Below are 13,647 nucleotides of genomic sequence, written 5' to 3'. Positions count from 1 at the left end.
CACGGCAGGCTCCCCCTCACGGCAGGCTCCCCCTCACGGCAGCGTCACCCTCATGTCACCCTCACGGCAGCGGACCCTCATGACAGTGTCACCAGGCTGATCAGCGCCCCGGCCAGCACCAGCCCCGCCGCGACCAGCAGCCCGGCGGAGTAGCCTGCCGCGAAGCCGCCCGCGCCGTGCACGATCACCCCGACCGCCGCGATCCCGAACAGGCCGGAGACCTCCCGGCTGACGGAGAAGACGCCGCCCGCCACCCCGGCCCGCGCCTCGGGCACGGCCCCCAGGACCGCCGACCCGAGCGGCATGGTCAGCGCCGACCCCACGCCGATCGCGCACACGGCGGGCAGCAGCCGCGCCCACCCGTCCCCGGCCCGCAGCGTCGCGGCCAGCGCCATCCCGGCCGCCACCAGCACGAGCCCGGCGGCCACCGTGCGGCCGGCGCCCAGCCGCCGCGCCACCCCGGGCGCGACCGGCGTGACCAGCACCACCAGCAGCGCCAGCGGCACGAACGCCAGCCCCGAGGCCGTCGGCGTGAACCCGAGCACGCCTTGCAGGAAGATCGCCGTGTAGAAGAACACCCCGTTCACGCCCAGCCCCCAGAGCACCTGGGCGACCACCCCGCCGGTGAAGCGGCGCACCGCGAACAGCCGCAGGTCCACCATCGGGTCCCCGGCCCGCCGCTCGGCCGCCCAGAACGCCGCCGCGCCCGCCGCGCACCCGCCCAGCGCGGCCAGGACGGCGGGCGACGACCACCCGTGCTCGCCTCCGTGGATCAGCGCGAACGTCCCCGCCCCCAGGAACAGCACGGACGCCGCCGCCCCGGCCGCGTCCAGCTCCCGCCCGCGCCGCCGCGTCCCCGGGATCGCCACGGCGGCCAGCGCGATGACCGCGACGCCCGCCGGCACGTTGATCAGGAACACCCAGCCCCAGTGCGCGTACTGGCTGAGCAGGCCACCCACCACGGGCCCGAGCGCCAGCGCCGCCGCGCCTGAGGCCATCCAGACGGCCACTCCCGCCGAGCGCTGCCGCTCCTCACGTCCGGCCAGCGCGGCCAGCGTCGCGGGCAGGATCAGCGCCGCGCCCGCCCCCTGCGCGAGCCGGGCGGCGACCAGGACCTCGATCGAGCCGGCCAGCCCCGCGCCGAGCGAGGCCGCCGTGAAGGCGCCCAGCCCCGCCAGCAGCACCCGGCGCGGCCCGTGCACGTCGGCCAGCCGGCCGCCGGCGAGCATGAGGCCGGCGAAGGTGAGGATGTACGCGGTGGCGACCCACTCCAGGGCGGCCAGCCGGGCGCCGAGGTCGTGCCGGATGGCGGGCAGCGCGACGGTGACGACCGTGTTGTCCAGCGTGGTCATGAACCCGGCCGACCCCGTGACGAGGAACAACGGCCATCCCTTGGTGTGCCACCGCCCACCGGCCCCGCTCCCCGATCCGGCCCCGCTCCCCGATCCGGCCGCGCCCGCCCCCGCGGCCGCGCTCCCCCTCCCGGCCGCACTCGCCTGTTCGGCTGCGCTCACTCGTCCACCTCCACCCAGGTCCATCCGCCCCGCGGGTCGGCCCGCACCACCCGGGTCCGCCGGTGCGCCACCCGCACCCACCCGGCCCGCTCGCCCTCGGCCTGCGGCTCGGGCAGCGGCACGGGGTCGGTGTCCGCCCCGAACACGGCCGGCCGCCCCCGCACGGTCGGCCCGACCGGCCCGATCGGTGACTCCGCGACCCCCGGCCACGGCGCGACGCCATCCGGCGGCCCGTCGGGCGAGCCGACGACCGGTGGCGGGGGCTCCAGTGCCGGGGCGGGGGTCTCGCGGAGTTCGACGCGCCGGTGGAAGCGCCGCCAGGACCGGGGCAGCCACCAGTTGGCGCCGCCCAGCAGCCGCATCGAGGCGGGCACCAGCAACGCCCGCACGAGCGTGGCGTCCACCACGATCGCCACGAACATCCCCACCCCGAGCAGCTTCACGATCGCGATCCCCGCCGTCGTGAAGGCCCCGATCACCACCAGCAGCAACAGCGCCGCGCTGGTGATCACGCCGCCGGTCTGCTGCAACCCGGCGGCCACGGCGGCGGTGTTGTCCCCGGTGCGCAGCCACTCCGCCCGCACCCGCGACAGCAGGAACAGCTCGTAGTCCATCGACAGCCCGAACACCACGGCCAGGATGAGCACGGTCACGGTCGCCTCGACCGAGCCGGTGGAGGTGAAGCCCAGCACCGGGGCCAGGTGCCCGTCCTGGAAGGCCCAGACGATCACCCCGAACGACGCCCCGATCGACAGCACGTTCATCAGCAGCGCCTTGACCGGCAGCACCAGCGACCCGAACGCCGCGAACAGCAGCGCCCCGGTGACCGAGCAGACCACCAGCGCCATCCACGGCAGCGTGGCGAGCAGGCTGTCCTGGAGGTCCAGTTGCGCGGCCGTGGGCCCGCCGACCACGACCCGCCGCACGTCCGGCCCGGGGGCCAGCGCCCGGATCGACCGCACGAGCTGCCTGGCCTCCTGTGACATCGGGTCCTGGTCGTAACGGACGGCCAGCCGCACCGCGCCGCCGGCCTGCGAGAGCCCCGCCACCTCGACCCCGGTGACGTGCGGCAGCCGCTCCAGCCGCCGCACCAACGGCCGGACGTCGGCGGGCGAGACGGGGGTGACGGCGCCGATCGGCGTGTGCCCCTGGCCGAGCGGCCCCGGCCGGGCGGGCGGGCCGGTGAAGGCGCGTTCGACCAGGACGTGCACGTCGATGGGCGCCATGGCGTTCCTGGCGAAGTCCCGGTCGAGGGTCTCGGCCACCCGGCGGCTCTCGGACCCGGCCGGCAGCACCCTGTGGTCCACGTTCCCGAACGTCACGTGCAGGAACGGCGCCGCCAGCGCGAGCAGCACGGCGGTCACCGCCACCAGGTACAGCAGGGGCCGGCGCATCACGCTGGACGCCACCGCGTGCCACATGCCGCCGCCGCTCCCGGGCCCGAAGTCGGGCGTGAGCCGCAGGGCGTTCACGCGCGGCCCGAGCACCCCCAGTATCGCGGGCAGCACGACCAGCGCGGCCACCATCGCGACCAGCACGACGGCCGCCGCCCCCAGCCCGATCGAGCGCAGGAACATCTGCGGGAACAGCAGCAGCCCCAGCAGCGCCGTGGCCACCGTCAGCCCGGAGAAGGCCACGGTGCGCCCGGCGGTGGCCAGGGTGCGCACGACGGCCTGCTCGTTGGTGGCCCCGCGCCCGATCTCCTCCCTGAACGCCTTGAGCACGAAGAGCGAATAGTCGATGGCCAGGCCCAGCCCGAGCATGGTGACGACGTTCAGCGAGAAGACGGAGACCTCGGTGACCTCGGTGAGCAGCCGCAGCAGCACCAGCGCGCCGAGCACCGCGAGCAGCCCCACGACCAGCGGCAGCCCGGCCGCCACCAGGCTGCCGAACACCACCACGAGCAGCACCAGCAGCACCGGCAGGGAGATGGCCTCGGCGCGGGCGAGGTCGGCGGCGGTCTGGTCGTTCAGCTCGGCCAGCAGCGGCACGGACCCGCCGACCGACACGTGCAGGTTCTCGACGTCCCTGAGCCGGTCGGCGATCGCCGCGTAGGCACGCTGCTCGTCGCCCTTCAGCGTGACCAGCGCGTACGTCGCGTGCCCGTCCTCGGAGACCATCTTCTCCGACCCCGTCGTCCAGTACGTCGCCATCCGGCGCACGTGCGCCCCCGGCAGCGCCCGCAACGACGCGTGCACCGCCTTCCTGTACCGGGCGTCGCGCACTTTGACGGTCGGGTGCCGGTAGAGCACGACCACGTCGGGGGCGTGCCCGCCGTACCACTCGTCGTTCCAGCGGGCGGCGGTGGTGGAGTCGGCGCGCGGGTCCTCGAAGCCGCCGTCCGCCATCCGGCCGAACAGCTCCAGCCCGAGCGGCGCGAGGAGGACGGCCGCCGCCAGGGTCAGCGCCAGCACCGTCCACCGGCCCCGGTGGACGAGCCGGCCCACCGACCCGAACAGCGTCGACCCGGCCGGCGCCGGCCCGGCCGCCCGCTCAGCCGGTGCCCGCCCGGTCAACGCCCGCTCAGCCGACGCCCGCCCGGCCGACGCCCGCTCAGCCGGCGTTCGCTCAGCCGGCGCCCGGTCAGTCAACGCCGGCTCGGACGACCAGGCCCTCCAGGTACGCCCGCAGGCAGGCCCGGCGGGCGATCTTCCCGCTCGACGTCCTCGGCACGGTCCCGGCCTCGGTCAGGACGAAGTCGTGCACCGCCAGGTCGTGATATTTCCGGACGGCCGCCCGTACCGCCCGCGTCACCTCGTCCGGGTCGGCGCCCTGCCCGTGCCGCGACCGCTCGGCCACCACCACGAGCCGCTCCGTCTCCCCGCCCGGCACCGCGAAGGCCGCCACCCGGTCGCGCCTGATGGCCGGGTGCGCCTCCTGCACGGTGACCTCGATGTCCTGCGGGTAGTGGTTGCGCCCGTCCACGATGACCAGGTCCTTGATCCGTCCGGTGACGTAGAGCCGCCCGCCGTACCAGACGCCCAGATCCCCGGTCCGCAACCAGCCGCCGTCTCCGCCGCCCCCGCCGTCTCCGCCGTCCCCGACGTCCCCGCCGTCCCCGAGGTCATCGCCCGCGTCGTCATCACCGTCCCCGCCGTCTTCGTCCGGCAGGGTCGCGCCGAAGACCTCGGCGCTGCGCTCGGGGTCGCGCCAGTAGGCGCGGGCCACGTTCGGCCCGCGCACCCACAGCTCGCCCACCTCGCCGTCCGGCAGCGCCCGCCCGTCGGGGCCGACGGCCCGGACGCGCTGGCCGTGGGGCCGCCCGCAGGAGACGAGCGTGCTGCGTGCCCCCGTCCCGGCCGGCGCCGCGCGGCCCTCGCGCAGCGCGTCGCGGTCGAACGCGGTCACCACCGGCCGCTCGTCCCGCCCGCTCGCGGCGACGAAGACGGTCGCCTCGGCCAGCCCGTACGCGGGCGTGTGCGCCTCGGGCCGCAGCCCGCACCCGGCGAACGCCGCGTCGAACGCCTCGATCGCGCCCGGCCGCACCGGCTCGGCGCCGTTCAGCATGACCCGCACCCCGGACAGGTCCAGCCCGGCCTTCTCCTCGGGGGTGACGCGGGCGGCGGTGTACTCGTAGGCGAAGTTGGGCCCGCCGGTGAACACGTCCGCGAACTCCGACAGCAGCCGCAACCAGCGCACCGGCCGCATGACGAACGCCACCGGGTCCATGAACACCGCCAGGTTGCCGCCCATGATCGGCATCGCCACGGTGGCGACCAGCCCCATGTCGTGGAAGAGCGGCAGCCACAACGCCGCTACCGAGGTCCTGGGCCGGGCCCTGACCACCTCCCAGAGCTGGGCGGCGTTGGCCGTGAGGTTCCCGTGCGTGATCTCGACCCCGGCGGGCGCGCGGGTGGAGCCGGAGGTGTACTGCAGGTAGGCCAGTTCCCCGGGACCCGGCGGCTCGGGCTCCCACTCGTCGGCCAGCAGGCCGGAGACGGTGTCCACGGTGAGCACGTGCTTGGGGGCCGGCGCGCCGGCCAGGAAGCCGGTGACGCCGGGCAGGGCGGCGGTGGTGGTCAGCACGACGAGGGGGTCGGCGTCGGCGTACGCCCCGGCCAGCCGCTCGGCGTGCCCCGGCAGCCCCGGCGCGAACAGCGGCACCGCGACGAGCCGGGCGTACATCGTGCCCAGCATCGCCACCACGTAGTCCAGCCCCTGCGGCACGAGCACCGCCGCCCGGTCGCCCGGCGCGGCCAGCTCGCGCAGCCGCACGGCGAGGGCGCGGGCCCGCAGATCGGCCCCGGCCCAGGTGAGCGTGTGCCGCGCGCCGTCCCCGAGGTGATCGACGAACGTGTACGCGGGCGCCTGCGGGATCTCCCCGGCCCACCGGGCCACCCGTGCGATCAGCGTCTCGCGCATGCCTGGTCCCCTCGCCGCCAGCAGGGACCTAGCAAATTACGGGAGACGACCGGCACGATTCTTGCCAAACACCGGCACATTCCGCGGTCGATCTTGTTACCCGCGTGACAATAAATAAGCACACGACATGGCACGCGAGGTCCGGCAGAATAACGGAGTTTGCCGCTTTTCCAGGGGGTTCGCGCCGGTGCACAGCTATCTTGGCGATCTCGGTCTGCTCAAGGACCGCCGGTTCGCCCTCCTGCTGACGGCCCGGACCATCTCCGTGCTCGGCAGCGCGTTCTCCCCCGTGGCGCTGGCGTTCGGCATCCTCCACCTGCCCGGCGCGACCGCCTTCACCCTGTCGGCGGTGCTCGCCGCCGAGTCGCTGCCCATGATCCTGTTCATGCTGGTCGGCGGTGTGATCGCGGACCGGCTGCCGCGCCAGCGGGTGATGATGACCGGCGAGTTCCTCATGGCGGCCGGCTTCCTCGCGCTGGCCGCGATGCTGCTCACCGGCTGGGCCCCGCTGCCCGCGCTGATCGTGGCGGCGGCGCTGGCCGGGGTGGCCAGCGCGATCACGTTCCCGGCGCTGACCGGGATCATCCCCGAGGTGGTCCCGCTCGACCGGCTGCAGACCGGCAACGCGCTGCTCGGCATGGGCGCGAACGCCTCGCGGGTGGCGGGCGCGGTGCTGGGCGGCGGCACGGTGGTGCTGGTCGGCGGCGGCTGGGCGCTGGCGGTCAGCGGCGCGATGTTCGCGGTCGCCGGCCTGCTCATCGCGATGTTGCGGATGGCGCCCGGCGAGCGGCCCAGGGGCGAGCGCCACTCCATGCTGGCCGACCTGCGTGACGGCTGGCGGGAGTTCCGCTCGCGGCAGTGGCTCTGGGTGGTCGTCGCGCAGTTCTCCCTGCTGGTCATGGCCCTCCAGGCCGGGCACGGCGTGCTCGGCCCGCTGCTGGCCAAGGAGAGCCTCGGCGGCCCGGCGGCCTGGTCGGCGTTCCTGGCCGGCGAGGCCGTCGGCACGATGGCCGGGGTGCTGGTGTCACTGCGGCTGCGGCCCCGGCGGCCCATCCTGGTGGGGGTGCTGCTGTGCCTGCCGTCCGCGCTGCCGTACGTGCTGCTGGGGCTCGACGCGCCGCTGTGGGCGATCGTGGCGGGGGCGTTCGTGCTGGGCGTGTGCTTCGACGTGTTCGGCGTGCTCTGGCAGACCACGATCCAGCGCGAGATCCCGGCCGAGTCGTTGTCGCGGGTGAGCTCGTACGACATGCTCGGGTCGCTGATGTTCGGCCCCATCGGGCTGCTGCTGGCCGCGCCCGCGGCGGGCTGGTTCGGCACCGAGGAGTCGCTGCTCGGCTGCGCCGTCATCGTCGTGGTGGCCACGCTGCTCGCGCTGCTGTCCCCCGCGGTGCGCACCATGCGCGCGCCCGGCGCGCGGGCGGCTCAGGCCGACCTGAAGTAGGCGTTGGCCCTGGGCTGGAACATCAGGGCCAGCGCGCCCAGCACGCTCACCACGTGCAGGATCCGGCTGGCGGCGAAGAGCCAGCCCACGGTGTCCAGGCCGGCCGCGGCCTCGGCGATCGAGCCGCCCGCGAGCAGGTACTCGACGGGCTCCTTCACCAGGGAGATCGTGCCGAACACGCCGAGCGTGCCCGCCAGCGTCCAGCGCGCCCAGTTGGCCCCGCGCCTCAGCCGCAGCGCCAGGAAGATCGCCCCGGCGAACACGGCCAGCCGGAACCCGGCGCCCGGCAGCAGGCCGAGCGGCGCGGCGCCCTCGTACAGCATCGTGCCGACCATCAGCACGGCCTCGAACGCGCCGAACGCGACCGCCGACAACCACAGCGTGGCGGCGGTCTGCACGACGGGCGGAGGCGTGGCGGTCTCACGGGAAGTCTCACGAAGTTCGGTGACGCTGGTCATTGCGGCCTCCAGTTAGTGTTGCTGACCACTGAAGTCTCCGCCGCGGGGCCCCTCCGGGGCATGCCCGCCGTCCCCCGACTTCCGGTAGGGAACACCTCACCCCGCCCGGTCGCCTCCGCACGGCCCCGAGGCGGGGGCGGCCTATCCCACCCGGCCGCTGGTGCGCAGGCCGCGGCTGGGGACGCGGTCGTGCAGGCCGAAGCGCGGCTCGGGGCCGTACGCGCCGTCCAGCACGCCCGCCACGTATCCGGCCAGCGCCGGCGCGTGCTTGAACCCGTGCCCCGAGTCCCCGCCCAGCAGCCACACGCCGGGCGAGACCTCGGCGAGCAGCCACTCGGCGTCGGGCGTGAGCGCGTACTGGCAGACCTGGCTGAACAGCACCGGCGCCTGCGCCAGCCCGGGGAACCTGCGGGCCAGGTAGCTCCTGGCCCGCTCGACGCTGACCGCGTCCACCACGCGCGGGCCGTGCTCGGGCTCGTACGGCGCCCCCTCCGCGTCGGAGGTCGCCTTCATGCCCACCCCGTCCACGTCGCCGTGCCCGTACGCCGAGGCCCCGTGGTCCACCCAGGCGGGCGTCTCGGGGACCGACCACGCGGGCGGCGCCGCGAAGTGCAGCGTGTCCTGCTTGGTCACGGTGATCGGCAGGCCGTCGAACAGCGCGGGCAGCCAGGCCCCGCACGCCCACACCACCCGGTCGGCCCGGTGCACCTCCCCGTCGATCTCCACCGCCGCCGCCCCGCCGGCCACGGGCGTCGCCCGCGCCCTGACCGGCCGGGCCCCGGCCGCCCGCGCCAGCGCCGCGGTCACCTGGGTCGCGCGCCTGGCCCTGATCACGCCCGCGTGCGGCTCCCAGAGCAGGAAGCTGAGGTCGTCGCCGCGGAAGCCGGGGAAGAACCGGCCCCCGTCTGCCGGGTCCAGCACCTCGCAGGGGATGTCCAGGTTCTTCAGCACGGTGGCGCTGGCGTGCTCCCACCCGTCGGGCGTCCCGGCGAACCACACCATGCCGGCCTCCAGGTAGAGCTCCTCGCCCGCCCGCTCGCCCAGCCGCCGCCAGCCGTCCCTGGCCTGCCACGCGAGGCGGGCGTACCAGTCGTCGGCGCCGTGCGCGCAGCGCAGCAGCCGCGTCTCGCCCGCGCTGGACTGCCGGACGTGACCCGGCTTGTGCTGCTCGACCAGCGTCACGCGCCAGCCGGTTTCGGCCAGCCGCAACGCCAGCGACGACCCCCAAATACCCGCTCCGACCACAATGACCGATTTCATGGATCCACGGTGACCGGAGAACGGGCCGCGCCACAAGGGGCGGCCGTCACACGAGGATGCCGTCACACGAGGATGCCGTCACACGATGCCAGTCACACGATGATGAGGCGGACGACGACGCCCGCGCAGTTGCCCGCCACGCAGATGCGCACCGGCACCTCCGCCAGCCCCGGCGCCGCCGGCACGCCGCCCACGTGGCCGTCGGGCCCGATGCTGACGCCCTGCGGCACCTTGTCGTGGTCGGTCACCGTGAAGGTGGGTATCACGCCGGCCGGGCCGCCGTTGATGCCGATCTCGCCGTCCAGCGGGGTGCCGGCCTTGCCGGGGAAGGTCAGCTCGCGCGGCTCCCACGGCACGTTGGCCAGGACCACGAGCGTGACGTCCTGCTGCCGGCACGTCTCGGCCGAGCAGACCTGGACGGGGACGACGTAGGTGCCCGAGCGCTGCGGCCTGCCGTAGAGGCGGCCGCCCTGGTCGAGCCTGACCCCCACGGCGAGGTAGGCGGGCCGGAAGGTGGCGCCCTTGACGGTGGGCAGCAGCCACTGGCTGACCTCGATGCCGACGGTGAGGTAGAAGGTGTCCGACACCAGGCTCCGGTCGGCGGGCGAGAGCGGGGTCTGGCGCGACATCTGCGCCATGTGCGTGGTGGTGATCGAGGGCAGGGCAGGGGTCAGGGCGCACACGGCCAGCCCGGCAAGCAGGAGAACCCACTTTTGCCGCATCATTACCCCCCGGCTCTTCTACGCCGATACGTACCCCCTCAACCGCGCAGCGTCACTCCATAATCGTGCTCATGGCCGCTGAATCCGCTCAGACCCTGGAACGCGGGCTACGCCTGCTGAGACTGCTCGCCGACGGCAAGGGCGGCCGCACGCCGACCGAGCTGAGCGGGGAGCTGTCGCTGAGCAGGCCCGTGGTCTACCGGCTGCTGACGACGCTGCTGGGCGAGGGGTTCGTGCGCAGGGACGCCGAGGGGCGGGTGCACCTCGGGTTCGGGGTGCTGGCGCTGGCCCGGGCCGTGCAGCCGCTGCTGCGGGCGGCGGCGGTGCCGACGTTGCGGCGGCTGGCCGAGCAGGTGGGCGCGACCGCGCACCTGACCGTGGCCGAGGGTGACGACGGGCTGGCCGTGGCGGTGGTGGAGCCGTCGTGGACCGACATGCACGTGGCCTACCGCGAGGGCTCGCGCCATCCGCTCACCAAGGGCGCGGCGGGGCGGGCGATCCTGGCGCTGCGCGAGGGCGGGCACGACTACTTCGTCACGGAGGGGCAGTTGCAGGAGGGGGCCCGGGGCGTCGCCGCGCCGGTGACCGGACTGCCCTGGCTGGAGGCGTCGGTGGGGGTGGTGACGTTCGGGCCGCTGGAGGAGTCCGCGGGGCCACGCGTGGTGGCCGCGGCCGCGGAGCTGGCCGCCGCGCTGGGTTGACATCTGCCCATCGATGACGGACGGTATTCACAAATATAGGACATGCTCGTCCGATAATAGGACAGGGACGGAGGGGCAGGATGCCGCACTACCGGGTCGTGGGAGAGGTGCCGCGCAAACGGCACGTGCAGTTCAGACGGCCGGACGGCGGTCTCTACGCGGAGGAGCTGATGGGCGAGGAGGGCTTCTCGTCCGACTCCTCGTTGCTCTACCACCGCCACCTGCCGACGGCCATCATCAAGGCGGAGGCGGTCACGCCGTCCGTGGAGGCGCGCCTGGAGCCCAACCTGCCGCTCTCGCCCCGCCACTTCCGCACGCAGGACCTGCTCAGCGCGGGCGACCTGATCACGGGCCGCCTGCTGCTGGCGGGCAACGCCGACGTCCGGTTGTCGTACGCCACCAGCGACCAGCCCAGCGACCTCTACCGCAACTCCATGGGCGACGAGTGCGTATACGTCCAGCGCGGGCGGGTGCGCTTCGAGTCCACGTACGGCGTGATCGAGGCCGGCGAGGGCGACTACGTCATCGTCCCGACCGGCACCATCCACCGCTGGGTGCCCGACGGGGTGGTCAACGTGCTGGCCATCGAGGCGTCCGGGCACATCAGGCCGCCCAAGCGCTACCTGTCGCAGTACGGCCAGTTCCTGGAGCACGCGCCCTACTGCGAGCGCGACCTGCGGGCCCCGTCCGAGCCGTTCCTCGCCGAGGGCGAGGAGGTGCCGGTGCTGGTGCGCACGCGCGGCGGGCTGACCAGGCTCGTCTACCGCCACCACCCCTTCGACGTGGTCGGCTGGGACGGCTACCTCTATCCGTACGCGTTCAACATCAACGACTTCGAGCCCATCGTGAAGAAGACGCACGCGCCGCCGCCGGTGCACCAGACGTTCGAGGGGCCGGGGTTCGTGGTGTGCTCGTTCTGCCCGCGGCCGCTCGACTACCATCCCGAGGCCGTGCCGATCCCGTACAACCATCACAACGTGGACTCCGACGAGTTCATGTTCTACGTGGGCGGCGACTACTCGGCGCGGGCCGGCTCCGGCATCGACGTCGGGTCCGTCTCGCTGCATCCGGCCGGCTTCACGCACGGGCCCCAGCCCGGCGCGGTGGAGGCGGTCATCGACGCGGTCTCGCGCGGCGTCACGACGACCACCGAGATGGCCGTCATGGTGGACACCTTCCGCCCGCTCGACCTCGGCAGGGGCGCGTTGTCCTGCGAGGACCCCGGATACGCCTGGACCTGGGCACGATGAGCACCGGCCCGGCCACGAGCCTGTACACCGCGCTGGTCGACGACGCCGGCCTGTTCCCGCCGACGTCCCTGCACATGGACGAGGCCCTGGCCCGCAACCGGCGCGACCTGGAGCGCGGCAGCGACGTCCTCACCCACCGCTTCCTCTGCCCGGCCAGCCGCATCGACCGGCTGCGCGGCATCGACTACCGGCCGCGCCGGATCGGCCTGATCCTCGACACCAGCACGCTGCCCGACTTCTCCGACCTGCCCGTCGACTACGTGGAGACGCGCCTGCCCGCCGACGTGTCGGTGACGGAGCTGGTCCAGCGGCTCGACCTGCCGGCCGGCGTGCGGCTGTTCGCCGAGGTACCGCCCCGCAAGATGGCCGTCGAGCTGCCGGAGAACGTCGGGCTGAAGGTCCGCTGCGGCGGCGAGACGGCCGAGGCGTTCCCGCCGGTCGAGCACCTGGGGCAGTTCATCAGGTCCTGCGCCGACAACGACATCCCGTTCAAGGCCACGGCCGGGCTGCACCACGCCGTGCGCCACTTCGACCCCTCGCTCGGCGTGGACCGCCACGGGTTCCTGAACCTGCTGCTGGCCGTCTGCGAGGCCGTCGAGGGGCGCGACCCGGCGCCCGCGCTGCGCACCACCGACGTGGGGCACCTCGTGCGGCTGGCCCGCGCCGTGCCGGAGGAGACCGCGCGGCGGGCCCGGCGGCTGCTGGTGAGCTACGGCTCGTGCAACACCACCGCGCCGCTGGACGACCTGCGCACGCTCGGACTGATCGAGGAGGACACGTGAGCTGGGGTGTGGACAACCTGCCGTACGGCGTCTTCTCCTGCCCCGGGCAGCAGCCCAGGGTCGGCGTCCGGTACGGCGACAAGGTGCTCGACCTGGCCCCCGCCCTGCACGACGAGGTCTTCGCCGCCCCGTCGCTCAACCCGTTCATGGCCAGGGGCCGCGCGGCCTGGCACGACACCAGGACGCTGATCAGGAACAAGCTGACGAGCGACCTGTCCGTCACCGAGCGGCACCTGATCCCGCTCGACCAGGTGTGCCTGCACCTGCCGTTCGAGGTGGCCGACTACGTCGACTTCTACTGCTCGATCGACCACGCGAGCAACATCGGCCGGATCTTCCGCCCCGGCTCCGAGCCGCTGCAGCCCAACTGGCGGCACCTGCCGGTCGGCTACCACGGCCGGGCGGGCACGGTGGTGGTGTCCGGCACGCCGGTCAAGCGGCCGCGGGGGCAGCTCGGCGCCGGGGAGTTCGGGCCGTGCCGCAAGCTCGACATCGAGGCCGAGCTGGGGTTCGTGGTGGGCGTGCCGACCGAGCCCGGCTCGCCCGCCGGGGCGTTCGAGGACCACGTGTTCGGGGTGACGCTGGTCAACGACTGGAGCGCGCGCGACATCCAGGCGTGGGAGTACGTGCCGCTGGGGCCGTTCCTGGCCAAGTCGTTCGCCACGTCGGTCTCGCCCTGGGTCACGCCGCTGGAGGCGCTGCCCAGGATCCCCGGGCGGGCCCAGGACCCGGAGCCGCTCGGCTATCTGCGCCGGCAGGGCGACTGGGGGCTGGACATCACGGTCGAGATCCTGCTCAACGGGGAGGTCGTGGCGCGGCCGCCGTACTCGGCGATGTACTGGACACCCGACCAGATGCTCGCGCACATGACGGTCAACGGGGCCTCGCTGCGCACCGGCGACCTGTTCGCCAGCGGCACGATCTCCGGCCCCGAGCCGGACGAGCGCGGCTCGCTCATCGAGCTGACCTGGAACGGCGCCGAGCCGATCAAGCTGGCGGGCGGCGAGACCCGCACGTTCCTCCAGGACGGCGACACGGTGACCATCCGCGCCACCGCCGGCGGGCTGTCCCTCGGGGAGGTTTCCGGAACTGTCGGATAAGTGACTCGACGTGCTTGCGATGTGACTCACCGCTACCCTGGGAACACCCCTTCCCTC

At 74.1% G+C, this 13,647-nt stretch carries 11 protein-coding genes; 5 read left to right on the top strand and 6 right to left on the bottom strand.

Annotated elements, in window-relative coordinates; translation table 11 throughout:
* Window positions 1-77: 77 nt before the first annotated feature.
* The 3 genes from IO39_RS17715 to IO39_RS17705 form a co-directional block, all read right to left on the bottom strand.
* A complete protein-coding gene (locus IO39_RS17715) occupies window positions 78-1,382 on the bottom strand; it encodes an MFS transporter (RefSeq protein WP_052423032.1) in 1,305 nt (434 codons plus the stop codon).
* A 128-nt stretch (window positions 1,383-1,510) separates the two neighbouring features.
* Window positions 1,511-4,030, bottom strand: a complete 2,520-nt coding sequence (locus IO39_RS17710) for an MMPL family transporter (RefSeq protein WP_063765299.1) — start codon at window positions 4,028-4,030, stop codon at window positions 1,511-1,513.
* 67 nt (window positions 4,031-4,097) lie between these two features.
* Window positions 4,098-5,876 (bottom strand): fatty acyl-AMP ligase, encoded by a 1,779-nt coding sequence (locus tag IO39_RS17705; protein WP_043623897.1) that lies wholly within the window; start codon window positions 5,874-5,876, stop codon window positions 4,098-4,100.
* 187 nt (window positions 5,877-6,063) lie between these two features.
* Between IO39_RS17705 and IO39_RS17700 the strand changes: the two genes are divergently transcribed.
* Entirely contained in the window at window positions 6,064-7,317 is a 1,254-nt protein-coding gene (locus IO39_RS17700; RefSeq protein ID WP_043623894.1) for an MFS transporter, read from the top strand.
* On the opposite strand, the gene IO39_RS17695 is transcribed toward IO39_RS17700, so the two are convergent.
* The 3 genes from IO39_RS17695 to IO39_RS17685 all read right to left on the bottom strand — a co-directional run bounded on the left by IO39_RS17695 (window position 7,299) and on the right by IO39_RS17685 (window position 9,757).
* The gene (locus IO39_RS17695) at window positions 7,299-7,775 is read right to left on the bottom strand and encodes a hypothetical protein (RefSeq protein WP_052423031.1); all 477 of its coding nucleotides are present in this window, start codon (window positions 7,773-7,775) and stop codon (window positions 7,299-7,301) included. The two genes, IO39_RS17700 and IO39_RS17695, sit on opposite strands and share 19 nt — an antisense overlap.
* A 141-nt stretch (window positions 7,776-7,916) precedes the next feature.
* Window positions 7,917-9,035, bottom strand: a complete 1,119-nt coding sequence (locus IO39_RS17690; RefSeq protein ID WP_084773026.1) for an NAD(P)/FAD-dependent oxidoreductase — start codon at window positions 9,033-9,035, stop codon at window positions 7,917-7,919.
* 92 nt (window positions 9,036-9,127) lie between these two features.
* Window positions 9,128-9,757 carry a hypothetical protein gene (locus tag IO39_RS17685; RefSeq protein ID WP_157548524.1) on the bottom strand — a complete coding sequence of 210 codons (630 nt, stop codon included), beginning with the start codon at window positions 9,755-9,757 and terminating at the stop codon, window positions 9,128-9,130.
* A 71-nt stretch (window positions 9,758-9,828) separates the two neighbouring features.
* Between IO39_RS17685 and IO39_RS17680 the strand changes: the two genes are divergently transcribed.
* From IO39_RS17680 to fahA, 4 genes are all read left to right on the top strand, one after another.
* Complete coding sequence (locus IO39_RS17680) at window positions 9,829-10,458, top strand: IclR family transcriptional regulator (RefSeq protein WP_043623885.1); 630 nt, start codon at window positions 9,829-9,831, stop codon at window positions 10,456-10,458.
* Between the two features lie 80 nt (window positions 10,459-10,538).
* Window positions 10,539-11,708, top strand: a complete 1,170-nt coding sequence (locus IO39_RS17675; protein ID WP_043623882.1) for a homogentisate 1,2-dioxygenase — start codon at window positions 10,539-10,541, stop codon at window positions 11,706-11,708.
* On the top strand, window positions 11,705-12,490 hold the full coding sequence (locus IO39_RS17670) for a hypothetical protein (protein WP_052423030.1): 786 nt from the start codon (window positions 11,705-11,707) through the stop codon (window positions 12,488-12,490). Before IO39_RS17675 ends, IO39_RS17670 begins: the two co-directional genes overlap by 4 nt.
* A complete protein-coding gene (fahA, locus tag IO39_RS17665) occupies window positions 12,487-13,590 on the top strand; it encodes a fumarylacetoacetase (protein WP_043623879.1) in 1,104 nt (367 codons plus the stop codon). The genes IO39_RS17670 and fahA overlap by 4 nt, the downstream gene beginning before the upstream one ends.
* Window positions 13,591-13,647: the final 57 nt, after the last annotated feature.

This window comes from Nonomuraea candida (genome assembly GCF_000725485.1).
Lineage (GTDB): Bacteria > Actinomycetota > Actinomycetes > Streptosporangiales > Streptosporangiaceae > Nonomuraea > Nonomuraea candida.
This window is presented reverse-complemented; position numbering and strand designations above follow the sequence as displayed.